Annotated in this window: 18 protein-coding genes; 9 read left to right on the top strand and 9 right to left on the bottom strand. The window is 73.1% G+C overall.

Going from position 1 to position 24,014, the window contains the following annotated elements; genetic code table 11:
* The first annotated feature begins 85 nt into the window (after positions 1-85).
* Together J3486_RS20310 and J3486_RS20305 are read left to right on the top strand one after the other, a co-directional pair.
* Positions 86-1,108 (top strand): endonuclease/exonuclease/phosphatase family protein, encoded by a 1,023-nt coding sequence (locus J3486_RS20310; protein ID WP_207822143.1) that lies wholly within the window; start codon positions 86-88, stop codon positions 1,106-1,108.
* Between the two features lie 48 nt (positions 1,109-1,156).
* The gene (locus J3486_RS20305) at positions 1,157-3,115 is read left to right on the top strand and encodes an FUSC family protein (protein ID WP_207822140.1); all 1,959 of its coding nucleotides are present in this window, start codon (positions 1,157-1,159) and stop codon (positions 3,113-3,115) included.
* Positions 3,116-3,202: 87 nt separating this feature from the next.
* On the opposite strand, the gene J3486_RS20300 is transcribed toward J3486_RS20305, so the two are convergent.
* A complete protein-coding gene (locus J3486_RS20300; RefSeq protein WP_207822138.1) occupies positions 3,203-3,577 on the bottom strand; it encodes a VOC family protein in 375 nt (124 codons plus the stop codon).
* A gap of 260 nt (positions 3,578-3,837) precedes the next feature.
* On the opposite strand from J3486_RS20300, the gene J3486_RS20295 reads away from it, so the two are divergent.
* The 3 genes from J3486_RS20295 to metG all read left to right on the top strand — a co-directional run bounded on the left by J3486_RS20295 (position 3,838) and on the right by metG (position 9,049).
* A complete protein-coding gene (locus J3486_RS20295; protein WP_207822136.1) occupies positions 3,838-4,842 on the top strand; it encodes a hypothetical protein in 1,005 nt (334 codons plus the stop codon).
* Between the two features lie 206 nt (positions 4,843-5,048).
* The gene (locus J3486_RS20290) at positions 5,049-7,121 is read left to right on the top strand and encodes a VWA domain-containing protein (RefSeq protein WP_207822134.1); all 2,073 of its coding nucleotides are present in this window, start codon (positions 5,049-5,051) and stop codon (positions 7,119-7,121) included.
* A gap of 200 nt (positions 7,122-7,321) precedes the next feature.
* Positions 7,322-9,049, top strand: a complete 1,728-nt coding sequence (gene metG / locus J3486_RS20285) for a methionine--tRNA ligase (protein WP_207822132.1) — start codon at positions 7,322-7,324, stop codon at positions 9,047-9,049.
* A 10-nt stretch (positions 9,050-9,059) separates the two neighbouring features.
* Here metG and J3486_RS20280 read toward each other — a convergent pair whose 3' ends face one another.
* The 4 genes from J3486_RS20280 to J3486_RS20265 all read right to left on the bottom strand — a co-directional run bounded on the left by J3486_RS20280 (position 9,060) and on the right by J3486_RS20265 (position 12,480).
* Positions 9,060-9,251, bottom strand: a complete 192-nt coding sequence (locus J3486_RS20280; RefSeq protein ID WP_207822130.1) for a hypothetical protein — start codon at positions 9,249-9,251, stop codon at positions 9,060-9,062.
* Between the two features lie 78 nt (positions 9,252-9,329).
* Positions 9,330-10,082, bottom strand: coding sequence for a hypothetical protein (locus tag J3486_RS20275; RefSeq protein WP_229378323.1), 753 nt, complete (start codon positions 10,080-10,082; stop codon positions 9,330-9,332).
* A gap of 17 nt (positions 10,083-10,099) precedes the next feature.
* Positions 10,100-11,542, bottom strand: a complete 1,443-nt coding sequence (locus J3486_RS20270; protein WP_307804876.1) for a hypothetical protein — start codon at positions 11,540-11,542, stop codon at positions 10,100-10,102.
* Positions 11,539-12,480: an ABC transporter ATP-binding protein gene (locus tag J3486_RS20265; protein ID WP_229378322.1), complete on the bottom strand. Its 942-nt coding sequence runs from the start codon at positions 12,478-12,480 to the stop codon at positions 11,539-11,541. The genes J3486_RS20270 and J3486_RS20265 overlap by 4 nt, the downstream gene beginning before the upstream one ends.
* Before the next feature lie 290 nt (positions 12,481-12,770).
* On the opposite strand from J3486_RS20265, the gene J3486_RS20260 reads away from it, so the two are divergent.
* From J3486_RS20260 to J3486_RS20250, 3 genes are all read left to right on the top strand, one after another.
* The gene (locus J3486_RS20260; RefSeq protein ID WP_207822128.1) at positions 12,771-13,910 is read left to right on the top strand and encodes a sensor histidine kinase; all 1,140 of its coding nucleotides are present in this window, start codon (positions 12,771-12,773) and stop codon (positions 13,908-13,910) included.
* On the top strand, positions 13,907-14,605 hold the full coding sequence (locus tag J3486_RS20255) for a response regulator transcription factor (RefSeq protein ID WP_307804875.1): 699 nt from the start codon (positions 13,907-13,909) through the stop codon (positions 14,603-14,605). The genes J3486_RS20260 and J3486_RS20255 overlap by 4 nt, the downstream gene beginning before the upstream one ends.
* Positions 14,606-14,758: 153 nt before the next feature.
* Positions 14,759-15,160: a hypothetical protein gene (locus tag J3486_RS20250; protein ID WP_207822126.1), complete on the top strand. Its 402-nt coding sequence runs from the start codon at positions 14,759-14,761 to the stop codon at positions 15,158-15,160.
* Positions 15,161-15,268: 108 nt separating this feature from the next.
* On the opposite strand, the gene aspS is transcribed toward J3486_RS20250, so the two are convergent.
* The gene (gene aspS, locus J3486_RS20245) at positions 15,269-17,035 is read right to left on the bottom strand and encodes an aspartate--tRNA ligase (RefSeq protein WP_207822124.1); all 1,767 of its coding nucleotides are present in this window, start codon (positions 17,033-17,035) and stop codon (positions 15,269-15,271) included.
* Positions 17,036-17,285: 250 nt separating this feature from the next.
* Between aspS and J3486_RS20240 the strand changes: the two genes are divergently transcribed.
* Entirely contained in the window at positions 17,286-19,481 is a 2,196-nt protein-coding gene (locus J3486_RS20240; protein ID WP_207822122.1) for a SpoIIE family protein phosphatase, read from the top strand.
* On the opposite strand, the gene J3486_RS20235 is transcribed toward J3486_RS20240, so the two are convergent.
* The 3 genes from J3486_RS20235 to J3486_RS20225 all read right to left on the bottom strand — a co-directional run bounded on the left by J3486_RS20235 (position 19,367) and on the right by J3486_RS20225 (position 23,965).
* On the bottom strand, positions 19,367-20,551 hold the full coding sequence (locus tag J3486_RS20235; protein ID WP_207822120.1) for an AI-2E family transporter: 1,185 nt from the start codon (positions 20,549-20,551) through the stop codon (positions 19,367-19,369). The two genes, J3486_RS20240 and J3486_RS20235, sit on opposite strands and share 115 nt — an antisense overlap.
* 125 nt (positions 20,552-20,676) lie before the next feature.
* Positions 20,677-21,645 carry a pirin family protein gene (locus J3486_RS20230; protein ID WP_207822118.1) on the bottom strand — a complete coding sequence of 323 codons (969 nt, stop codon included), beginning with the start codon at positions 21,643-21,645 and terminating at the stop codon, positions 20,677-20,679.
* Positions 21,646-21,844: 199 nt separating this feature from the next.
* Positions 21,845-23,965 (bottom strand): DUF11 domain-containing protein, encoded by a 2,121-nt coding sequence (locus J3486_RS20225; RefSeq protein ID WP_207822116.1) that lies wholly within the window; start codon positions 23,963-23,965, stop codon positions 21,845-21,847.
* Between the last annotated feature and the right edge of the window lie 49 nt (positions 23,966-24,014).

Genomic DNA, 24,014 nt, shown 5'->3' with positions numbered 1-24,014 from the left:
CCGCGTCCGGCTCGCCCGACAACCGTCTGGCCCCCGGGACCGTCCTTCAGGATGATTCGGTGGACACCGACACGGAGGCCGGGCCTTGGACCAGCGGGACATCACGGACACAGCGCCCGGCACCCTGCGGTACGCACCCCGGGGCGCCGGGCGCCGCCGCGTCGGCCGGGCCGGGGCGTGGGCGGCGGGGCTGCTGCTCGCCGGCGTCAGCACGGTCGTCGGCTGCCGCGCCGCGGACACCGACGCGATCACCCCGGTGCCGCAGCTCCTCGCGTTCCTGCCGTGGCTGATCGCCCCGACGGTCGCCGCGCTGCTCCTGGCGCTGCTCGCGCGCTGGCGCACCGGCATGGTGTGGGGCGTGGCCGCGCTGGGCGCGCTGGCCTGGTACATGGAGCCGTACGGGACCGACGCACAGGCGAGCGGGGCCCCCGTCTCCGGCATCCGGGTGCTCGCCTCGAACGTGCAGTTCGGCCGGGGCACGAACGCGCTGATCGACGCGATCACCCGCAACCGCCCCGACCTCGTCTTCGTCGAGGAGTGCGACTACGGCTGCCAGGACGCCCTCGCCCGCAACTCCCTGGAGACGGCGTACCCCTACCGGCAGGCGGTGCGCGCGGGCGGCTCCGAGGGGTCGCTGATCCTGTCGGAGTTCCCGCTGAAGGCGGCGCCCACGGTGGACTCGACGATGGGCATGCCGGGCGCGGTCGCCGACGTGCGCGGCCATGCCGTACGGCTCCAACTCGCCCACCCGATGCCGCCGCTGTCCCGGCAGGTCGGCCTGTGGAAGACCGAGCTGGGGCGGCTGCGCTCGGTCGCCGCCGCGCACGACGGGGCGATGATCATGGCGGGGGACTTCAACGCGACGCAGGACCACGCGGCGTTCCGGCAGATCCTCGACGCGGGGCAGCTGCGCGACGCGGCCCGCCTCGACGGGGCGTCGCGGACGCCCAGCTGGCCCTCGTCGGCGCCGCGCCCGCTCGGCACCCAGATCGACCACGTGCTGGTGAGCGACGACTTCTCGGCGGAACAGGTGCGGTTCCTGAAGCTCGCGGACACCGACCACCGGGCGCTGCTCGTGCAGTTGACGCTGCGCCGCCACCGCGGCTGACCAGGGCCTGGACCCTCCCATACCGCGCGTGGCTCGCATAATGACCCCATGCCGCCGCGCCTCACCCCTCCCGACTGGCTCGTCAGAACGCTGAAGCCACAGCGGGCCGCCGTGCCCTGGCCGGCCGCCGCACGGGCCGCCGTGGCGCTCGCGCTGCCGCTGGCGGTGGGCCTCGCCACGGACCACTTCACCTACGGCGCGCTCGCCGCGATGGGCGGCCTGTCCGGCGTCATCGGCGACACCGCCGACGCCTACCGGATGCGGATCTTCAACATCGCCGTGCCGCAGGTGTTCGGCGCGATCGGCGTGACGGCCGGCTCCGCGGTGTACGGGCAGGGATGGCTCGCGGTCGTGGTCGTCACGGCCGTCGCGCTGGTCTCCGGGATGATCTCGACGGTCGGCGCGGTCGCCTCGGTCTCCGGGCTGCTCCTGCTGCTCAACTGCGTGGTGGGCGCGGGCCTGCCGATGCCCGGCGCGTGGTGGCTCGCCCCGCTGCTGATGGTGAGCGGCGGCCTGCTGGTCCTGCTCCTGGCGCTGCTGGCCTGGCCGCTGCGCGGCGGGGTGCCGGAGCGGGCCGCGGTCGCGGCGACGTACCGCAGCGTCGCCAACCTCCTGGAGGCCGCCGCCGGCGACCCCCTCACCTACGCCGAGACCCGGATCGCCGTCACCCAGTCCCTCGACCAGGCGTACGACCTCGTCCTCGCCCGGCGCGCCCTCGCGCACGGCCGCAACCCCGAACTGGTGCGCCTGGTCAGCCAGTTGAACGCGGTCACGCCGATCGTGGAGGCCGCGCCCGCCGCCCACCAGTGCGGCATCCCGCTGCCGCCGTCCGTGCCCGCCGCCGCACGGCACCTCGCGGACACGATCGCGGCGGGACGCCCCGGTGAGGTCGGCCCGCTCACGCTCCCCGCGCCGGAGGGCCCGGCCTCGCGCGCCGTCGACCACGCGCTGCGGCACGCCGCCGAGGTCGCCTCCCGCGCGGGCGACGCCGACTTCACCAACGTCGACGACCGGCTCGGGCGCCCGGCCGCGCTGCGGGTGCGGGCCCGCCGCGGCGTCCGCAACGTCCTGCTCTCCGCCATCTCCTGGCGCTACGGCCTGCGGCTCGCGCTGTGCATCGGCATCGCACAGGCCCTCGTCTCGATCGTGCCCGTGCCGCGCTCGTACTGGGTGGCGCTGACCATCACGTTCGTGATGAAGCCCGACTTCGGCTCGGTGTTCTCGCGGGCGGTGCTGCGCGCGCTCGGCACCGCGGCGGGCCTCGTGGTGGCCGCCGCCGTGCTGTCCGAGGTGCCGATCGGCTGGTGGGACGTGCCGGTGATGATGCTGCTCGCGCCGCTGATCCCGGCGCTCACACCGCGCGGCTACGGCTTCCAGACCGCCGCCATCACCCCCGTGATCCTCGTCCTCTCCGACATCCTCAACCACCAGGGCACGGCGCTGCTGTGGCCCCGCCTCCTGGACAGCCTGATGGGCTGCGGCATCGCGCTCGTGGCGGGCTATCTGCTGTGGCCGGAGAGCTGGCACACCCGGATCGGCGACCGGCTCGCCGACGCGGTCGCGGATGCGGCGGCGTACGTGGAGTGCGCGTTCGGAGCCGCCGAGGACGTCGCCGTACGGGCCCGGATGCGCCGCCGCCTGTACCGGGACCTGTCCGTCGTGCGCGCCGAGTTCCAGCGGGCGCTCACCGAGCCGCCGCCGGTGGGCAGGCGGGCGGCGGCGTGGTGGCCGCTGGTCGTCGCGGTCGAGCGGATCGTGGACGCGACGACCGCCGCGCGGGTCCGGGTGCGGCACGGTGCGGCGCCGCCCGGGGCGGCCGAGGTGGCCCAAGTCGCCGGGCAGCTGCGGGAGTTGGCGAAGGGGTTGCGCGAGTCGGAGGTGCTGCTCGAAGTGCGGGCCGACTTCGGCGGGCCGGGCGCCGGGTCCCAGGACGGCGTTCTGGAGCATGTGCGCCAGGAGGTGGCGGCGGCGCGGGCGATCGGGGTGGCGGGCGGTCCGACGGCCTGAGCACCTCGGACTTAAGAGCTGAGGGGCTGAGTGCTGAGGGGCTGAGCGCTCAGGGGACGAGCACTCAGGGGACGAGCGCTGAGGGGCTCAGTGCTCCCGCTCGGCCGTGCTGCGCAGCACGCAGAACTCGTTGCCCTCGGGGTCGGCGAGGACCGCCCAGCCGGTGCCGTCGGGGTTGCGGTGGTCGCCGACGAAGGTGGCGCCGAGCCCGAGCAGCCGCTCCACCTCACGGTCCCGGGTGGTCTCGGGCCGCAGGCACAGATGGATGCGGTTCTTGACCGTCTTCGGCTCGGGCACCTGGTTGAAGTAGAGCACCGGTCCCTCGGCCAGGATCACCTGCGTCTCGTGGGAGCCGGGGGCGTCCTCCGGATCCAGCGGGCGGCCTGTCACCGCGCTCCAGAACCGGGCCAGTTCATAGGCGTCCGCACAGTCGATCGCCACGTTCTGCACTACCGAGACCATGCGCGCAGCCTCCCCGATCACGGCGCGGGACGCCACCCCGGCCGGACCGCGACCTTGGTCCCACAACATTCGGGACCAAGGCCCGGGACCCGCCCTGACCTGCACTTTCCCCGACTTCTCCGGAGTTCGGGCCGCCCTCTCCGAGGCTGTTACACGACGTACGGACGACGCACACGAAGACGCGTGGACGGCGACCTACCTTCGAAGACGTTCCCGCCACGAAGCTCCGCTGAAGGAAGCTCAGCCGAAGGAAGCCCCCCATGCGCACCACCACGACGTCCCGTCACGCCTCCCACCGCGCCTCCCGTCGCACCGTCCGCACCGCCGCCGTCGCCACCGGCGCCGCGGCCGTCCTGATCCTCCCCGTCACGGCCGCCACCGCCACCGCCGCGTTCGCGGACGACGCGACGCCGACGCCCGCGCCCGCCTCGCCCACCGTGCCGACCGACTCCGTCGAGCTGGCGGAGGGGTTCTCCGCCGAGGTCCACCACCTCGCGGACGACTCCGCGGAGGCCGACATATCCAAGTCCGGGGCGCTCGTCACCACGCTGGAGGCGGACGGCTCCCCCGCGACCACGACCACCGACGGCTACGTCTTCACGCTCACGCCGAGCGGTGACCTCACGGCCGACCAGGACACCAGCGGGGACAACCCGACGCCGCCGGCCCCCGGGAGCTGGGAGTCGCTGGGCGTCACGGACCTGGGCCACGGCTGGTCCGCGCAGGTCGATGTCAACGCGTCGGCGCGCACGGCCAGGGCCGAGCTGTCCCGGAACGGGTCGTCGAAGGGCGAGTTGGAGGCGTACATCGACAATGCCCGGACCAAGGTGGACGGTTACACGTTCACGCTGACGGCCGACGGCAGGATCACGGCGCGGCAGGCCCCGGCCCCGAAGCCGGCCCCCAAGCCGAAGCCGAAGCCTCAGCCGAAGAAGGTGCACCCGGTGCAGCACCAGGCCAAGCACGGGACGGCCACGACGCACACCTCGCACACGACGACTACGTCGGATGCGGGGACCACGTCGAACACGACGGACACCCCCAACACGACGAACTCGACGAACTCGACGAACTCGACGAACTCGACGAACACGGAGACCACGACGAACAACTCCACGGAGACGAAGGGGTCCCCGCAGGGCACCCCGGCGGCGGCCGCCACCTCCAAGAGCCCGTCGCCGCTGATCGCCGCGGGTGCCGGCGCCGCGGCCACCGGCGCGGCGGGCCTCGGCTTCGTGCTGTACCGCCGCAGGAAGCAGGGCTGACGGACGCGGGTCAAGTGCCGACGCTCGTACGGGCGTTGGCGCTGGCGCCACCCGCGCGCGAACGAACGGCAGTTGTGCGCTCCGCCGATCGGGCCGACCCTTCCCAAGATCACCGGCGTTGGCGGCTAACCTTACGTGTCCGCCCTGGCCAGGGGTTCCAGGGAAGCCGGGACCAACTCGACCAATTCATGCGGAAGGTTGCGCACATGGGCATTCTGGATCTGCTGCGGAACGCGTTCGGGCGGTCCCGCAAGAAGGACGAGGCCGCTGCCGCGCCGGAATCGGAGCCCACGCCGTCGGCGCCGACAGCCACCACGGCCACGACAGCTACGACAGCCACGGCGGAGGAGCCGACGGTCCCCGCGCCGTCCGCCCCGGCGGAGCCCGCCGCGTCGACCAAGGTCCCGGCCCCCAAGAAGGCGGGGGCTGCGGACGACCTGGTGGCGGCGGCGTTCGACAACGTGACGGTGCCGAAGCCGTCCCGGCCGGTCGGGTCGGAACGGGTGACCGGTGCGGCCGAGGCCGAGTCCGAGTCCGAGCCTGCGGCGCAGGCCGAGCCGGTGGCCGAGGCCGCTTCTGAGTCGAAGGCCACCTCTGAGCCCGAGGCAGCGGAGACCAAGCCGGTCGCCGAGGCCAAGCCGAAGACCGAAGCCGAGCCGAAGGTCGAGGCCGGGCCGGAGGCCGAGACCGCAGCCGAGGCGCAGGCGGAGACCGGAGCGGAGACGGCGCCGAAGACCGAACCCGCCGAGGCCGTCGCCGAGACTGAGCCGGAGACGGTGCCGGAGGCCGAGGCCAAGCCGCAGGCCGAGAAGGTGGCCGAGCCCGAGGCGGAGACCAAGTCCGCCACCGAGGCCACCGCCGACGCCGAGCCCGAGGCCAACCCCGAGCCGGTCGCCGAGGCCAAGCCGAAGGCGGAGACCGCGCCGGAGACCAAGGCCACAGCCAAGCCGGAGGCCGACCCCAAGGCGCAGGCCGAGACCTCGGTCGCCTCCAAGCCGGAGGCCGAGCCGAAGGCCGCCCCCGCGCCGGAGACCAAGACCACCCCCGAGCCGAAGGCCGAGAAGGCGCCGAAGCCCGAGCCGGAGACCAAGCCCGCCACCGCCACGGCCACCGCCACGACCACGGCCGAAGCCACCGTCGCCGCCGAGCCCGAGCCCAAGCCCGAGGCCAACCCCGAGCCGGTCACCGAACCCGAGCCGAAGGCCGAGACCGCGCCGAAGTCCAAGGCCGCGGCCAAGCCGAAGGCCAAAACCGCCCCGAAGTCCAAGGCCGCAGCCAAGCCCGAGGCCGAGGCCGCCCCCAAGCCGGAGCCCGCCCCCGAGCCGGAGGCCGACCCCAAGGCGCAGGCCGAGACCTCGGTCGCCTCCAAGCCGGAGGCCGAGCCGAAGGCCAAGACCACCCCGGAGCCGGAGGCCAAGACCGCCCCCGAGCCGAAGGCCGCCGCGGAATCCGCCCCGGAGCCCGAGCCCAAGGTCGCGCCCACCCCGGAACCCACCGCCGCAGCCGCCGCCACCCCGGAATCCGCCGCAGCCGCAGCCGCCACCACCCCGGAACCCGCCACCGCAGCCGCCACCCCGGACAGCTCCGCGGAGACCGGCGCCGTCGGCAAGCCCGCTCACCCCGCCGCCCGCGTGAAGTCCCGGGCTCCCGGACTCGCCGCCGCCTACAAGGCCGCCGGGGCCGCGCTCAAGAAGAACGGCCTGACCGGGGCCCGCGCCACCGTCTACCTCGTCCTGGACCGCTCCGGGTCGATGCGCCCGTACTACAAGGACGGTTCCGCCGCGGCGCTCGCCGAGCAGACCCTCGCGCTCGCCGCGCACCTGGACGAGCGCGAGACGCCGACCGTGCACACGGTGTTCTTCTCGACGGACATCGACGCGACCGGCGACCTGACCCTGGACACGGACGGGTACGAGGGCAGGATCGACGAGTGGAACGCGGGCGCGGGCCGGATGGGCCGCACCAGCTACCACCGCGCGATCGAGGAGATCGTCGCCCACCACGAGAAGAGCGAGGACCCCACCGCCCCCGCCTTCGTCGTCTTCCAGACGGACGGCCCGCCGGACGTGCAGCGCCCGGCGAACGAGGCCCTGGCGAAGGCGGCAGGCCACCCGATCCACTTCCAGTTCGTCGCGTTCGGCGACCCGGAGGCGAAGGGCTTCGACTACCTGCGCAAGCTCAAGGCCGACAACGCCGGCTACTTCCACGCGGGCGCGACCCCGCTGGAGCTGACCGACGCCGAGCTGTACGAGGGCCTGCTCGCCACCTGGCGCCCGTAAGCACGCGAGCCCGTAAGCCCGCGAGCCCGTAAGCACGTGGGCCCGTAAGCACCCCTCGGCACCCCCGGGCCGTCCGCGCTGTAAAACACCGCGCGGACGGCCCACCCATGTCGGCTACGATTTTTGGATCCGCAGGCGGCGAACCGCGACGAACGGTCCGGTCCCCGCCGCCCCACGTCACAACCCGGGAGCAGCCCCCGATGGCTCGACACCTCATCACCAGCGCCCTTCCGTACATCAACGGGATCAAGCACCTGGGCAACATGGTGGGGTCCATGCTCCCGGCCGATGTGTACGCCCGTTACCTGCGCCAGACCGGCCACGAGGTGCTGTACATCTGCGCGACGGACGAGCACGGCACCCCGGCCGAGCTGGCCGCCAAGGAGCAGGGCATCCCGGTCGCGGACTTCTGCGCGCAGGCGCACGACGCGCAGAAGGCGGTCTACGACGGCTTCGCGCTCGCCTTCGACCACTTCGGCCGCTCGTCGTCCCCGCAGAACGCGGAGATCACCCAGCACTTCGCCCGGAAGCTGAACGAGAACGGGTTCATCGAGGAGCGCGCGATCCGGCAGGTGTACTCGCCCGCCGACGGCCGCTTCCTGCCGGACCGCTACGTCGAGGGCACCTGCCCACACTGCGGCTACGACAAGGCCCGCGGCGACCAGTGCGAGAACTGCACCCGTGTCCTCGACCCGACCGACCTGATCAACCCGCGCTCGGCGATCTCCGGCTCCACCGAGCTGGAGATCCGCGAGACCAAGCACCTCTTCCTGCTCCAGTCGAAGCTGCAGGTCGAGGTCGAGGCGTGGATCGACGAGGTCGCCGGCGAGTGGCCGCACCTGGCCTCCTCCATCGCCCGCAAGTGGCTGACCGAGGGCCTGAACGACCGCGCGATCACCCGTGACCTCGACTGGGGCGTCCCGGTCCCGGCCGACACCTGGCCGGAGCTGGCCGCCGACGGCAAGGTCTTCTACGTCTGGTTCGACGCCCCGATCGAGTACATCGGCTCGACGAAGGAATGGGCCGACCAGGACCCGGAGAACCGCGACTGGAAGTCCTGGTGGTACGAGCCGAACGGCGCCTCCGACGTCCGGTACACGGAGTTCATGGCGAAGGACAACGTGCCGTTCCACAGCGTCATGTTCCCGGCCACCGAGATGGGTGTCCGTGAGCCGTGGAAGAAGGTCGACTACCTGAAGGCCTTCAACTGGCTGACGTACTACGGCGGCAAGTTCTCGACGTCGCAGAAGCGCGGTGTCTTCACCGACCAGGCCCTCGCGCTCCTGCCCGCCGACTACTGGCGCTACTTCCTCATCGCCAACGCCCCGGAGTCGGACGACTCGTCGTTCACCTGGGAGCACTTCACGGCGACGGTGAACAAGGACCTGGCCGACACCCTCGGCAACTTCGTCAACCGCGTCCTGTCCTTCTCGAAGAAGCGCTTCGGCGAGGAGGTCCCCGCGGGCGGCGAGCCGGCCGAGGCCGAGCAGAAGCTGGGCGCCGAGATCTCCCGCCTCCTCGCCGAGTACGAGGAGCAGATGGAGGCCCTCCAGTTCCGCAAGGCGGCGGCGGCGCTGCGCGCCCTGTGGTCGGCGGGCAACTCCTATCTGGAGGAGAAGGCCCCCTGGCTGGAGATCAAGACCAACCCCGAGGGCGCCGCCCTAACCCTGCGTACGGCGATGAACCTGATCCACCTCTACTCGGTGGTCTCGGAGCCCTTCATCCCGTCCTCGGCCGCCGCGATGCGCGCCGCGTTCGAGCTGCCCGGTGACGAGGGCCGCACGTGGGTCTCCGCCGAGGAGGCCACCGCGCTGACGACGGTCCCGGCCGGTACGCCGTTCACCGTCCCGCCGGTGCTCTTCGCGAAGATCACGGACGAGGACCTGGAGTCGTACAAGGAGCGCTTCGGCGGCGAGCCGCAGGCGTAACCTCCGCCGCTCACCGGATGTACCGATGGCCCGGAACCCGCGAGGTTCCGGGCCATCGGTGCGTCGCGGAGCCGCTCAGCCCGAGCTTCCCCCCGATGAACTCCAGCCTCAGTGCCTCGTTCGTCCGCATGGCATGGCGGGCCATCTCCTCGAAGTCCTCCTGGCTCATCACCACAGCGGACCGCTCCTCCACGGGACTCATGACGGCCTCCCCATGCTCGTCGGCGTGGATCAGGTACGTGTTCCACAGTACGGGCCACCACTGACAGCGACCGTCCGATCACGCGTCCCTCCACCTCAGCATCCCCCACCCCGCCACGAGCGCCCCGGCCGCGTACACCGCCGTCACCGCGAGACCGGCCCCCGGGGACCACGGGGACGTGCCGCCCGCGCCCCCGACCGTCTGCACCGCGAGGCCCGCCGTCATCGGGGAGATCTTCTGGACCAGGTGCAGGGCGTGGTCCGGCATCTCGATGATCAGGGTCGCCAGGTACGGGCCGTACAGGAGCGTCAGTGCCGTGCCGACCGCGGCGGCCGCGTGCCGCACGATCAGCGCGATGCCCGTCGTCAGCAGGGCGACCAGGAGGAGGTAGACCGCGGTGCCGAGCGTCGCCCGCCACAGCGGCCAGGAGGACAGCGGCAGTCGAGCGGCCCCGCCGGTCAGGACCGCGCGGCCGGTCAGGAGCGCGCCGGTCACCCCGGGCAGCGCGAGCACCCCGACCGCGCCCGCGGCCAGCAGCGTCTTCGCCGTGAAGACCGTGCCGCGGCGCGGGTTCGCCGCCAGCGTCGTGCGCATCATGCGCGGATACTCCGCCGACACCACCGCCACCGCGACCAGGACGGCCACCGCCTGCGCGAAGTAGACGCCGGAGAGGGACAGCGCCGTCACGTCGAGCGTGCCCTCCTGTTCCGGGTGGGCGCCGGCCGCGATCAGGGCCGTGCAGACGATCATCGCGAGCGGCAGCGCGGGCAGCGTCCACAACTGGCCCGGAACCGTACGGAATTTGGTCCATTCACCGTGCAGGGTGCGCATCGGCCGGCTCCGTCCTCTCACGCGTCACGCCGTACGAGCCTGAGGCGCGCGGCGCCGAGCACCACGGCCACGTACAGGCACAGCACGCCGAAGCCCGCCCAGGGCGTCGTCGCGTTCTCCAGGAGCCGCTTCGTCTGCTGGATCGCCATCCCGGCCACCGGCGTCGAGCTGCCGACGAAGTCGCCGAGCGTGATGGAGGTGGTGTCGGCGACGATCGGCACGACCACCACCGCGACGAACATCAGCACGATCGCCGGGACCGTGCGGCGCAGCAGCGCGCCGACGCCCAGGCTGAGGACCGCGATCAGGGCGAGGAACGCGGCGCTGCCGATCACCGCCCGCACAGTCGCCGGGTCGGCGAGCGAGGGGTCGTCGAACAGGGGCGGGCGGAAGCCGTTGCCGCGCTGGTAGGGGCGGGCCAGCAGGAACGCCCCGAACGTGACCGGCAGGGCGACGACGAAGACCGTCGCGCCGAGCACCGCCGCCTTCGCCGCGAGGACCCGGCCGCGGCGCGGGCTCGCCGTGAACGTCGTGCGCAGGGTGCCGCTCTTGTACTCGGCGGTGATGAACAGGACGCCGAGCGCGATGACGGCGAGCGTGGCCAGCTGGACGCCGTCGTCCAGGGACTGCTTCACCAGGTCGACGCCCGGGCCCTCGCCGACCCCGCCCATGCCGAGCCGGCCCAGGTCACCGCTGCCGGTGAGGGTGAGGGCGCCGGTGGCCGCGGTGCGCTGGAAAGTGCCGGGGACGGCCTTGGCGTCCGCGCCGGGCCAGTCGTTGCTCGGCGGCGGCTGCACCACGTCCGTCTTCGTCCAGCCGCCGTGCGCCGTGGACAGCGAGACGTGGTCGAAGACCGCCCGGCCGACCGTGCGCACGGGATGCGCGGTGACCTGCGTGGGGCCGGTGCGCTTTTCCTTCGCGATCTGCGGCGAGGTGACGAAGACGCCCGCCTCGGCGGTCGCGGGCAGCCGCGGGGCCGGGAGCGTGCCGACGGTGTGCCAGGTGCGGCCGTCCGCCGACCAGGCGCCGGTGACCCGCTCGCCCGCCCGGGTCAGCCGCAGCCAGACCGGCGCCCCGCGGTCACCGGCCGCGGTCAGTTCACGATGGTTGTCGGTCATCATGCTGAGGCCGTGTCCCGGCGTCACCATCAGCGCCGCGTACGAGGATCCGCTCGCCGTCCCGTCCTTGAGCAGCAGCCCCGCCTTCGCCCACGGCGCGCTGTCCTTCTGGCGCGCGACCCGGGCGGTGTAGGTGCCGTCGCCCGACGTCGTCGCCCGGTGCGCGAAGGTCAGCGAGTCGTACCACTTCGGGCCGTTGTAACCGGTCACGCTGCCGCTCACCGAGGCGATCGTCATCAGGAGCAGCAGGGCGGCCATGGCGACCAGTGCGAAGGCCGTGCTGCGCACGGAGCGCAGCTTGGTCCACTCGGCGCGCACGGCACGCAGCGCGGCGGCGCTCACGACGTCACCTCCTGCGCGGCGAACTCCGTGGTGGACGCGGTGAGTTCCATGTACGCCTCCTCCAGCGTCGCCCGGTGCCGGGTGAGTTCGGAGAACGGCACGGCCTGCGCGCCGAGCAGTTCGGCGACGCGCTGCGCGGGCAGTCCGGTGACGGTGAGGGACTCGGGGCCGTTCATGGCGACCGTGGCCCCGGCGCCGGTCAACACCATCATCGCCTCGGCACGCCGCGCGGTGCGCAGGGCGACGTGCTCCCCGGACACCTGGTCGAGCAGCGCGGAGACGTCGGTGTCGGCGAGCAGCCGCCCGCGCCCGATGACGACGAGATGGTCGGCGGTGTCCTCCAGCTCGCTCATCAGATGGGACGAGACGAGGACCGTACGGCCCTGCGCGGCAAGGGACTTCAGGAAGCCCCTGATCCACTGGATGCCCTCGGGGTCGAGGCCGTTGACCGGCTCGTCGAGGATCAGCACCGGCGGATCGCCGAGCAGCGCGGCGGCCATCCCCAGCCGCTGCCGCATCCCGAGGGAGAAGCCGCCCGCCCGCTTCTTCGCGGCCGATGCCAGGCCCACCTGCTCCAGGACGGCGTCGACCCGGCGGGCCGGGAACCCGCTGTAGTGGGCCAGCCAGAGGAGATGGTCCCGGGCCCGCCGCCCCGGGTGCAGCGCCTCGCAGTCGAGCAGCGCGCCGACCGTGGCGAGCGGGTCGGGCAGCTCGACGTAGGGCCGTCCCCCGATCAGGGCCTGCCCGCTGTCGGGGGCGTCGAGCCCGAGCATCATCCGCAACGTCGTGGACTTCCCCGCCCCGTTGGGCCCGACGAACCCGGTCACGCGGCCGGGCAGCACGGTGAAACTCAGCTCGTCCACGGCGACGGTGCCGCCGTACCGCTTGCACAGCCCCCGGGCCTCTATCGCGGGCCCGCCCCTCATGTCATCGCTCATGGGGAAGAAAGTAGGGCGGGGGAGGGCGGGGGGTCGTCCCGCTGGGGCGGGGTCCTCGCCCCTGGGCAGTCCCCCGCCAGGGGGACGCCCCAGGGGCGCGGGGAACTGCGCGACCAGCCCCCACCGGCCGTCGAGCCGACAGCGAACCCTGAGGGGGTCTGGGGGCGCAGCCCCCAGGAACAGGGACGGGAAGGGGAGGAGGGGGCGACCCGGCTCGTACCCGCACTCCCGCAGACGCTCCCCCCACAGGGTGACGCCACCGCCGGCCCCACCCCCCGATAATGACCGCCATGACACGGCAGGACCTGGCAGAAACGACCCGCCGGGCCCTGTCCCACCCCGACCTGCCCCTGACCGCCGCAGTGGTCCTCACCGTGCTGGCCCTCGTGGAACTCCTGGGCCCCCGCACCCCCGACGACCTCCTCGGCCCGCTGGCCCTGGCCCTCGCCACCACCGTCCCGCTCGCCTTCCTCCGCCCCCACCCCGTCCTCACCGCGGCGACGGTGACGACCGCGACGCTGCTCGCACCGCCCGCGTACGACCGTCTCTTCCTCTCCGGCCTCCCGGCGCTGGCAGCCGCGCTGTACACGGTGGGCAGGCAGCGCACGGGCCGTACGACGCTCGCGTTCGCCGCGCCCTTCGCCGGGTACGCCCTGGCGGGCGGCGCGTACGGCACCCCCCTCCTCGTCGGCGCCGCGCTCGCCCTCACCGCGGGCCACGCCCGCCGCACCCGCGCCGAACAGGACCGCCGCACCGCCGTCGACTGGGCGCACGCCGACACCGCGCTCGCCCACGCCGCCCTCGGCGAACGGGCCCGTATCGCAAGGGAGTTGCACGACATCGTCGCCCACCACATCTCGACGCTCTCGGTGCAGGCGGAGACGGCCCGCTACACGACACCGGGGCTGCCGCCCGAGGGCGCGGAGAAGTTCCTGGCGATCGGGGACACGGCCCGGCTGGCGCTCACCGAGATGCGCCGGCTGCTCGGTGTGCTGCGCGAGGACGTGCCCGAGGAGGCGGCCCGCGCCAGGGTCCCGCAGCCCGGCCTCGACCAGCTGCTCGCCCTCGTCGACGAGGCCCGCGAGACGTCCGGCGGCGCGGTCCGGCTCATCGTGCGCGGGCCCGTCACCCCGCTCGACCCGGGCCTGGAACTGACCGCGTACCGCATCGTCCAGGAAGCCCTGACCAACGCCCGCCGGCACGCCCAGGGCGTCGCCGTGGACGTCGAACTCCACTACGGGGAGGAAGAGTTGAGACTCCGGATACGCGACTGCGGGCCGGGCACGAGCACCGCGGACCCGGTGGGCCACGGCCTGCTCGGCATGCGCGAACGCACCGCGATGGCGGGCGGCACCCTGCACACCGGGCCGGCCCCGGCGGGCGGTTTCCTGGTGGAGGCGGTCCTGCCCGTGCGGACCGGCACGCCGTGACGGACTCCCCTTCGCCACCGGACTTCCCGGCGGCCATCCGCATCGTCGTCGCCGACGACCAGGACGTCGTACGCGCCGGGTTCGGCGCCCTCCTCGACAGCCAGCCGGACTTCACGGTCGTGGGCAGCGCGCACGGCGGCGCCGAGGCGGTGCGCGTGTGCCGGGACGTGACACCCGACCTGGTCCTGATGGACGTACGGATGCCGGGCATGGACGGCATCGAGGCGACCCGCCGCATCACCCGCGACCAGCCCGGCACCCGGATCGTGATGCTGACGACCTTCGACCTCGACGAGTACGTGTACGACGCGCTCGCCGCCGGGGCCAGCGGGTTCCTGCTCAAGGACATGCAGGCCGAGCGGCTCTTCGAGGCGGTCCGGGTGGTCGCCGCGGGCGAGGCGCTGCTCGCGCCGACCGTCACCCGGCGGCTGATCGCCGAGTTCACCCGGCTGCGCCCCCGCCCGGCACCCCGACAGGCCCTCGCCGTCGACGCGTTGACCCCGCGCGAACGCGAGGTACTGCGCCTGATCGCCGAGGGCCTGTCCAATCAGGAGATCGCCGCGCGCCTGGTCGTCGGCGGCGAGACCGTGAAGACGCACGTCAGCCGGGTGCTCGCCAAGCTCGGGGTGCGCGACCGGGCACAGGCGGTGGTGGCGGCGTACGAGTCCGGGCTCGTCGTGCCCCGGTCGGGCTGACGGAGCCACGGCCTGGGAGGCGGACGGGGCGGCGGTCGGCGAGGGCCGTACGGGAGTGGCGCGGGAGCCGGGCATTACTGCGATCAGATGGTCGGAGGCCGCAACGGGCCGACACGGGCCCCGGTCCGCACCCGTGCGCGGCACCCTGACTCCGTGCGAACCGTACGAAGGACGAGAGCGACGGGGCTGGTCATCGCCCTGATCGCGGTTCTGGTCTGTGCCGGCCCCCTGGGCGCGGCCGCCGACTCCCCGGCGCCCGCGACCCACGCCACGCACACCGCGCAGGCCACGCAGGTCACGCGGGCCACGCAGGCCGCGCAAGCCGCGCGAGCGATCGGTCCGCGGATCGCGCCGGCCGCGCGCGCCAGGTACGCGCCGGAGGCCGGCGGCTCCGGGGTGCGGCCGGTCGACGAGGCGTCGGCCCCGCTCCTCCACGACCCGGGTGACACCGTCGTCCCCCGCTTCCCCACCGCCGCGGGGCTCACCGCGGCGGGGCTGCTCGCCCTCGGTACCGCGCTGCTCGCCGTGGGGCGCAGGCTGCGCCGGTCCGCGTAGCCGCAGGCCGCCGCGCACAGGTAAGGGCCCAAAACCGCCGAACGGTTCCGGGCCCTTCCGTACTGCCTGTGTCCTGCCCGCGTCCGGGCGGACCGCTGCCGGGGTCGGTTACTTCTTCTCGACCGGCTTGCGCAGCTGGATGTTGAGCTCGCGCAGACGCGTCTCGTCCAGCTCGGTGGGCGCGCCCATCATCAGGTCCTGCGCGTTGCCGTTCAGCGGGAACGCGATGGTCTCCCGGATGTTCGGCTCGTCGGCGAGGAGCATGACCATGCGGTCGACGCCCGGGGCGATCCCGCCGTGCGGCGGGGCGCCGAAGCGGAACGCGCGGAGCATGCCCGCGAACTCGTGCTCGACGGTGTCACGGTCGTAGCCCGCGATCTCGAAGGCCTTGAGCATGATGTCCGGCTCGTGGTTCCGGATGGCGCCGGAGGACAGCTCCACGCCGTTGCAGACGATGTCGTACTGCCAGGCGAGGATGTCCAGCGGGTCCTTCTCCTCCAGGTCCTGCATGCCGCCCTGCGGCATGGAGAACGGGTTGTGGGAGAAGTCGATCTTGCCGGTCTCCTCGTCCTTCTCGTACATCGGGAAGTCGACGATCCAGCAGAAGCGGAACACGCCCTCCTCGAAGTGCCCGGCGCGCTTGGCGGCCTCGACACGGACGGCGCCCATGATCTTGGAGACCTCGTCGAACTCGCCCGCGCCGAAGAAGACGGCGTGGCCGGCCTTGAGCTCCAGGCGCTCGGTGAGGACCTTCGCGTTCTCCTCGGTGAGGAACTTGGCGATCGGGCCCTGGAAGGAGCCGTCCTCGCCGACGCGGATCCAGGCCAGACCCTTCGCGCCCTGCTCGACCGCGTAGTCGCCCAGGCCGTCGAAGAACTTGCGGGACTGCGACGCCGTGTCCGGCACCGGCAGCGCACGCACGTGCTTGCCCGCGAACGCCTTGAACTCGGAGTCCGCGAAGACGTCCGTGATGTCGACGAGCTCCAGCTTGGCGCGCAGGTCCGGCTTGTCGTTGCCGTACTTCAGCATCGACTCGCGGAACGGGATGCGCGGGAACGGGGAGGTGACCTCGCGGCCGCCGCCGAACTCCGTGAAGATCTCGGTCATGAGCCGCTCGATGGGCTGGAAGACGTCTTCCTGCTCCACGAAGCTCATCTCGATGTCGAGCTGGTAGAACTCGCCCGGCGAGCGGTCCGCGCGCGCGTCCTCGTCGCGGAAGCACGGCGCGATCTGGAAGTAGCGGTCGAAGCCCGAGATCATCAGCAGCTGCTTGAACTGCTGCGGGGCCTGCGGCAGCGCGTAGAACTTGCCGGGGTTCAGGCGGGACGGGACGACGAAGTCACGGGCGCCCTCGGGGGAGGTCGCGGTGAGGATCGGCGTCGCCATCTCGTTGAAGCCGAGGGCGACCATCTTCGAGCGGATCGAGGCGATCACGGCGGAGCGCAGCATGATGTTGCGGTGCATGCGCTCGCGGCGCAGGTCGAGGAAGCGGTACTCCAGGCGCCGCTCCTCGTTCACGCCGTCGTCCGCGTTGATCGTGAACGGGATCTGCTGGGCCGCGCCCAGGACCTCGACCTCGGCGGCCTCGATCTCGATCTCACCGGTGGGCAGCTCCGCGTTGACGTTGTCGGCGCCGCGGGAGACGACCTTGCCGTCCACGCGGACGACGGTCTCCTTGGTGAGCTTGTCGAGGACCTCGGCGGCCTTCGTGCCGGGGCGGGCGACGAGCTGCGTGATGCCGTAGTGGTCGCGCAGATCGATGAAGAGGATGCCGCCCAGGTCTCGGCGATTGTGCAGCCAGCCGCTCAGCCGGACGTCGGTGCCGACGTCAGAGGCGCGGAGCTCGCCGCAGGTGTGGGACCTGTACCGATGCATCGTCGTTCATCCAGCCTTTGGTTTCGGGGTTCCCGGGGAGACAACCCGGATCTCCCCCAGAGTACCGGCCCCCGCCTTGGGCGATCTGCCGCCAAGGGCGGCAGGGTGGGCAAGGCGGCACCCCGGCGCCGGGCAGGCGCTCCCGCAGGCCCCGCCCACGGCCCGGCTCCCGCACCACGGCCGCCCCGCACCCAAAGCCCACCCCGCTCTGGCTGGCCGCACGCGATCACCCCTCCATAGAGTGGGAGGCATGCGCACTGGTGACCCCCTCCCCCCGGTGGAGGATGTCCTCGCCGCCCTGGCGACCGGCCTGTGGCGCTGGGACAACCGAGCGGGGCTGGTCACCTTCGACGCGGAGGCCGCCCGCCTCGTCGGCCTGCCCGCGACCGCGACCACCCTCACGGAGGCCGGCGCCCGCGCCCGCTTCCACCCGGTCGACTGGAACGAGATCGACGGCGTCGTCCGCCTGGCCGTCGCCGAGGGCACCCTCGCCGAGGCCCGGCTGCGCATCATGGACGACCAGGGCCACGTCATACGCACCGTACGCAGCCGCTCCAAGCCGGTGATGCACGGCGACGCCCCGGACTCGTACGAGCTGATCGGCACCCTCCAGGAGGTCGCCGAGCCCCCGCCCGGCGCCTCGTCCCGCACCCCCGTCACCGGCGACTGGCGCCGCTCCCGCGAGGCGTTCCTGCTGGACGCGGGCCGCGCCCTCGCCGAGGCGGACTCGACCTCCGAGGTCATGCGGGTCGCGGCGGGCCTGTCCATGCCGGGGTTCTCGCCCGACGGCCTCGCCGTGTTCGGCGTCGCGGGCGACCGGCTCACGGTCATCGGCCACCACGGGCACCAGCCCGGCGCCGAGGGCCCCTTCACCGACATGGACCTGGCCACCGACTACCCGGCCGCCGAGGTCGTCCGCACCGGCCGCGCCGTCTATCTCTCCTCCCCCGAGGAGTACCGCCGCCGCTACCCCGCCGCCTGGCCCCTCGCCGCCCGTTTCAACCGGCAGTCCTGGGCGTTCCTGCCGCTCGTCGTCGCGGGCCGCACGATCGGCGCGTGGATGGCGGGCTTCGCCTACCCGGTGACGTTCACCCCCGACGAGCGCTCCGTGCTCACCACGGTCGCCCGGATGCTCGCCCAGGCCCTCTCCCGCTCCTGGGTCGCCGAGTCCGAGCGCGAGCTCACCGACGGCCTCCAGAAGTCGATGCTGCCGACGCTGGGCCCCGAGATCCCGGGCATGACGATCGCCGCCCGCTACGTCCCGACCGGCGGCGGCCTCCAGGTCGGCGGCGACTGGTACGACATGATCCCGCTGCCCAACGGCCGGATCGCCCTGGTCATCGGGGACGTGCAGGGCCACGACGTACGGGCCGCGGGGCTCATGGGCCAGCTGCGCATCGCCCTGCGCGCCTACGCCTCCGAGGGCCACCGCCCCGACGCGGTCCTCTCCCGCGCCTCCCGCTTCCTCAACGGCGTCGTCGAGAACCAGGCCGACCAGCTCGGCGCCCGCTTCGCGACCTGCCTGTACGTCGAGGCGGACCCGCTCAGCGGCACGCTGGAGATCGCCCGCGCGGGCCACCCCGACCCCGCGATACGCACCGCCGACGGCACGGTCCTGATGCGCCCCACCGCGGGCGGCCTGCCGCTCGGCATCGACCCGGACGCCGACTACCCCACCACCCGGCTCGTCCTGGAGTCCGGCGAGACCCTGCTGATCTGCACGGACGGCCTGATCGAGACGGGCGGGCACGACTTCGACTCCGGCTGGGCGCGGATCCGTACGACGCTGGAGACCGGCCCCGCCGACGAGCTGGAGGAGCTGGCCGACGCCCTCGTCCAGGCCGTCCACGGTCCCTCCTCGCACCACACCACGGGCCCGCTCGCGGACCGCCGCGAGGACGACATAGCGCTGCTGCTCCTGCGCCGCACGGCCGAGGCCAGGGCGGTCCCCGCGGCCCGCCGCACCGCGATGACCATCGCCCAGGCCGAGCCCGAGCGGATCGCCACGGCCCGCCAGCAGCTGCGCGAGCTGCTGCACGACTGGGCCGACGAGGACCAGGTCGACTCGGCGGTCCTGATGGTCTCCGAGATGGTCACCAACGTGCTCGTGCACACCGACGGCGACGCGCTGCTCGTCGCCGAGGTCAGCAGCGCCTGCGCCGGGCCGCGCCGGCTGCGCGTGGAGGTCGCGGACGCCTCGGACGACCTGCCGCACAAGCGCAGGCCCGGTGAACTCGCCTCCTCCGGGCGGGGCCTTGTGCTCATGGAGCTGCTCGCCCAGAAGTGGGGCGTCGACCCCCGGGGCGAGGGCAAGAGCATCTGGTTCGAGCTCTACGAGCCCGACGCGGGCCCCGAGGCCGAGGCAGGACCCGGCCCCGGTCCTGTTTCACGTGAAACGGGCTCATCGGGTGAATCATCCGGGGCATCGGAGCCCTCGGGCGCGTAGCGCCCCCTCAGCTCCCCGATGATCCCGAACGCGGCCGCCGTCACCGGCACCGCGAGCAGCATCCCGAGGATGCCCGCGACCGAGGCGCCCGCGGTGATGGCCAGCATCACCAGGGCCGGGTGCATCTGCACGGTGCGCGACTGGATCATCGGCTGGAGGATGTGCCCCTCCAGCTGCTGCACGGCGAGGATCACCACCAGCGCCCACAGGGCGATCGCGAAGCCCCGGTCGGCGAGCGCGACCAGGACGGCGACGGCGCCGGAGATGGTGGCGCCGAGGTACGGGATGTAGGCGCCGACCAGGACCAGGGCGCCCAGGCCCACCGCGCCCGGCACCCGCAGGATCAGCAGGCCGACCGTGATGCACACGGCGTCGATGAGCGCGATGAAGGTGGTGCCGCGCATGAAGCCGGAGACCGCCTGGAAGGCGCGGCGCCCCATCGCCTCGATGACCTCGCCGGTGCCGCGCGGGGCGACGGCGTGCGCGAGGCCCACGGCCCGGTCGGAGTCCTTGAGGAAGAAGAACGTGAGCAACAGCGCGAGCACACTGGTGGCGAGCAGTGAGCCGAGCACGGTGAGCCCGGCGAGGACCCCGCTGGCCAGGTTGGAGCCCCACTTGGCGAGCAACTGCTTGGCGTTGTCGGCGATGTTGCCGAGGTCGTCGGCGCCGGTGATCCCGAAGTGCTCGCGGATCCAGTCGCCCGCGACCTGCACGGAGTCGACGATCTGGTCGCCGGTGTCGATGAGCGCCTTGACGACGATGTACCCGGCGCCGCCGACGACGGCGATGAGGGCGACGCAGGTGAGGGCGGCGGCCAGCGCCCGCGGCACCTTCATCCTGATCAGCCACTCGAAGACGGGCGCGAGCAGCGCGGTCCCGAGCAGGGCCAGCAGGGTGGGTGTGACGGCCGACTTGAAGACGATGCAGAGCCAGACGGCCACGGCGCCGACCCCGGTGACGAGCAGCGCGACCGCGCACCAGGCCGCGGTGCGCCGGGCACCCTCGGGAAGCAGCGGCTTCCCTCCGGGCTGTCCCGGGGACGGGTCCTGGGGCTCGCGGGTCGTCTGCACGCCTACAGGCCATCACGCGCGCGTGGCCCCGACCTTCCGGGCGGGGCCACGCGGGTGACGTGCAGTCAGACGTGCAGTGAGACGTACTGTCGGACGGGCCGGCGGACGTACCGTCGGACGCGCGGTCAGTCGGTGTGCGGCAGACGCTCCGCCGACGGGACGACGCCCAGGCGGCCGGCCTGGAAGTCGTCGAAGGCCTGCTGGAGTTCGGCCTTGGTGTTCATCACGAACGGGCCGTAGTGCGCCATGGGCTCACGGATCGGCTGTCCGCCGAGGATCACGACCTCCAGGTCGGGGGTGTTCGAGTCCTGCGACTCGTCGGCGCGCACGGTCAGGGCCGAGCCCGCTCCGAACACGGCCGTCTGCCCCATGTGGACCGGGCGGCGGTCGGCGCCCACGGTGCCGCGGCCGGCGAGGACGTAGACGAGCCCGTTGTAGTCCTCGCGCCAGGGCAGCGTGGCCTCGGCGCCGGGGCGGATCGTGGCGTGCACCATCGTGATCGGGGTGTGCGTGATGCCCGGGCCCTCGTGGCCGTCGAACTCACCGGCGATGACGCGCAGCAGCGCGCCGCCGTCGCCGGTGGTGAGCAGCTTGACCTGGCCACCGCGGATGTCCTGGTAGCGCGGGTCCTGCATCTTGTCCTTGGCGGGCAGGTTCACCCACAGCTGCAGGCCGTGGAAGAGCCCGCCGGACATGACGAGCGACTCCGGCGGCGCCTCGATGTGCAGCAGGCCGGAACCCGCCGTCATCCACTGGGTGTCGCCGTTGGTGATGGTGCCGCCGCCACCGTGGGAGTCCTGGTGGATGAAGGTGCCGTCGATGATGTACGTGACGGTCTCGAAGCCGCGGTGCGGGTGCCAGGGCGTGCCCTTGGGCTCTCCGGGCGCGTACTCCACCTCACCCATCTGGTCCATCATGATGAACGGGTCGAGGTACTTGTAGTTGATCCCGGCGAACGCGCGGCGCACCGGGAAACCCTCCCCCTCGAAGCCGGTGGGCGCGGTCGTCACAGCGAGCACGGGGCGCGCCACGGCGTCGGCCGGCGCGGACACGCGGGGCAGGGTCAGCGGGTTCTCGACGGTCACAGCGGGCATGGCGGCCTCCTCAGGTCTGCCATCAATTTAGTTGAACAGTGAACATTCGGCAAGTCGCCCGGTATTCCGCACGCGGTATTCCGCACCGCCTCCGCGGTCCGGAACGGCCCGGTACGGCCCGGTACGGCCCGGTACGGCGCAGGGCCCGGACGGCACGATCACCGTCCGGGCCCTTCGTCACCTCCTCATCGGGCCCGCCCTAGGGCAGGCGGGCCGTGTCGGTCGCCGCGCAGCCGTTCTGGCACTTCGCGTCGATCGCGTCGACCGACGGCTCGACGCTCACCTCGCTCACGATCGACTGCTGCTCGATCGGCCCGGACACCGTGTAGACGACCTCGCCGCCCGCCGCGATGTCCGCCGTCGTCATGACCGGCGCCTTGCCCGATGCCGCACCGCAGCGCGACGGGCTGCGGGCCTCGCACGTCCACTCCATGCCGTGGATCATCAGCGGCGCGCTCTGCTGGATCCGCACCCCGGACGCGTCCGACGGACCGTCGTTGCGCACCGAGATCGTGTAGGTGATCCGGCCGCCGGACTGCAGGTCCTGCGGCGTATGGCGGTGCGTCACGCTCAGCGCCGTGCGGAACGTGCCGTCCAGGGTGACCTTGGCCCGGCAGTCGTCGGCGCATCCTTCGTCGGCGGCGCCCGGCGGGGGCTTCAGGACCGACGTGCCCACCAGCGGCCCCGCCTCGTCCGACGGCGTACCGCCGGTGGCCGTGAAGACCAGCTTCGCGCCCGGCGGCAGTGTCACCGGGGTGTCGAGCCGGGGCCCGTCCGGTGTGCCGGGACAGACGGCGCCGCCGCTCGCGGCGCAGGTCCAGCGCGGGTCCTCCAGGGACTTGGGCACCTCGGCGGCGAGCGGCGCGTTCGTCGCCTGCGCCGGACCGTCGTTGCCGACGCTGACGGCATAGGCGACCGGGGCACCCGCCACGTACGGATCGGGCCGTGCCGACTCCTTGAGCCACAGGCCCGTCCGCACGGGCACGTCCGGGCTGAGCCGCGCGACGTTGTCCGAGGCGACCGCGTCGCCCGGGGTGTCCACCGCGAACTCGACCGGCCGGCCTCCGGCCACGTCGGGGGCGATCTCCACCGGCACGACGATCGGCGGGAACGAGTCGCCCGGCGCGAGATCCTCGTCCCGCCTGCAGGTGACCTCGGCGCCCTCGATGGCGCACTCCCAGCCGTCGCCGCTCGCCGACACCGGCTTCAGCCCCGGCGGCAGCACCTTGGTCACGGTGACCGGGCCCTCGCTGCGTCCGGCCGTCGGCTTGTTCGTCACCGTCAGCTCCAGCTGCCCGGTGCCGCCGGCCGCGAAGTCCCCGGTGGTGCGCGGTGTCAGGTACAGGTCCGGCGGCAGCCTGCGCAGCCGTACGTCGCTGATCTCGTGCAGGGCGGTGTGCGCGCCGGTGCTCGCGGAGAACCCGAACCGCAGCGTCTTCGGCACGTCCGGCTGGCCGGGGATGCGGTGCACGTCCACCGGCCCGAGCACCCGGGCGTAGCCCTTGCCGTCGTTGAAGTCGACGGCGACGGACAGCAGGCCCGTCGGGGTGAGCGTGACACGTCCGGTGCGGCGCGCCTTGGAGCGCTGTTTCGCCGCCACGTCGCCGAGCGACTTCTTGAGCGTCGGCGTGCCGTCGATGTAGGGGTTGCCGATGCTCGTCGCGCCGCGCAGGGCGACCGAGTTGGGCACCTTGCCGGGCCCGCCCGTACCGGCCCAGCGCGGGCTGGAGAAGTTGCCGTACTGGTCGAAGCCGATGCCGAGGTAGCCGCCCGGGATGTCCCGGTAGCCGAGGGCGCCGCCCTGGGCGCCCTCCCGGTCGACGCGCTCCGCCCCGTCCAGCAGGAAGAAGCTGATGCCGTCGGCTCCCTTACCGGTGGTGGAGCCGTACTGGTACATGTCGAACTCGGCGATCAGCCCCGCGTCCGCCCGCACCGGTTCGGTGTGGACGACGAAGCCGCTGCGCATCTTGAACTGGTTGGTCAGCCGCAGGACACCCTGGCCGGGTTCGTCGTGCGGGGCGGACGGGCAGGCGCCCAGCGGCGCGGGCTGCCCCTTGGCCGCGGTGAGGCAGGCGAAGCCGGAGTTGGTGGGGCCGTACTGGGAGACCCAGCGGCCCGGGGCGGCCCCCTCACCGACGAAGGGCTCGTCCAGCAGGACGAACCGGCTGTCGTCGGTGCCTGCGCCGGGGCGGGTGCCCGCCGACGCGGCGGCGGTGCCCGGCGCCGCGAGCGCCGTGACACCCATGGTGACGCCGCAGATCACGGCGCCCAGACGGCCCGGTGGCCCGAGCCAGGAACGGACAGTGTGCGCGAAGTGCATGGCTTCCCTCTCGAAGTCGAAGCACTAATCAGGCGTAACTGTTGCTCCT

This window comes from Streptomyces sp. VRA16 Mangrove soil (assembly GCF_017377775.1).
In the GTDB taxonomy this organism is placed as follows: domain Bacteria; phylum Actinomycetota; class Actinomycetes; order Streptomycetales; family Streptomycetaceae; genus Streptomyces.
Note: the sequence above shows the minus strand (reverse complement) of the source record. Positions and strands in the feature narration are given on the sequence as shown.

What these genes read in the sequence shown, in the direction of transcription:
- J3486_RS20305 (WP_207822140.1), top strand. Translation starts at nt 1,157, where the DNA reads ATGCCGCCGCGCCTCACCCCTCCCGACTGGCTCGTCAGAACGCTGAAG.
- J3486_RS20300 (WP_207822138.1), bottom strand. Translation starts at nt 3,577, where the DNA reads ATGGTCTCGGTAGTGCAGAACGTGGCGATCGACTGTGCGGACGCCTAT.
- J3486_RS20295 (WP_207822136.1), top strand. Translation starts at nt 3,838, where the DNA reads ATGCGCACCACCACGACGTCCCGTCACGCCTCCCACCGCGCCTCCCGT.
- J3486_RS20290 (WP_207822134.1), top strand. Translation starts at nt 5,049, where the DNA reads ATGGGCATTCTGGATCTGCTGCGGAACGCGTTCGGGCGGTCCCGCAAG.
- metG (WP_207822132.1), top strand. Translation starts at nt 7,322, where the DNA reads ATGGCTCGACACCTCATCACCAGCGCCCTTCCGTACATCAACGGGATC.
- J3486_RS20280 (WP_207822130.1), bottom strand. Translation starts at nt 9,251, where the DNA reads ATGAGTCCCGTGGAGGAGCGGTCCGCTGTGGTGATGAGCCAGGAGGAC.
- J3486_RS20275 (WP_229378323.1), bottom strand. Translation starts at nt 10,082, where the DNA reads ATGCGCACCCTGCACGGTGAATGGACCAAATTCCGTACGGTTCCGGGC.
- J3486_RS20265 (WP_229378322.1), bottom strand. Translation starts at nt 12,480, where the DNA reads ATGAGCGATGACATGAGGGGCGGGCCCGCGATAGAGGCCCGGGGGCTG.
- J3486_RS20260 (WP_207822128.1), top strand. Translation starts at nt 12,771, where the DNA reads ATGACACGGCAGGACCTGGCAGAAACGACCCGCCGGGCCCTGTCCCAC.
- aspS (WP_207822124.1), bottom strand. Translation starts at nt 17,035, where the DNA reads ATGCATCGGTACAGGTCCCACACCTGCGGCGAGCTCCGCGCCTCTGAC.
- J3486_RS20240 (WP_207822122.1), top strand. Translation starts at nt 17,286, where the DNA reads ATGCGCACTGGTGACCCCCTCCCCCCGGTGGAGGATGTCCTCGCCGCC.
- J3486_RS20230 (WP_207822118.1), bottom strand. Translation starts at nt 21,645, where the DNA reads ATGCCCGCTGTGACCGTCGAGAACCCGCTGACCCTGCCCCGCGTGTCC.
- J3486_RS20225 (WP_207822116.1), bottom strand. Translation starts at nt 23,965, where the DNA reads ATGCACTTCGCGCACACTGTCCGTTCCTGGCTCGGGCCACCGGGCCGT.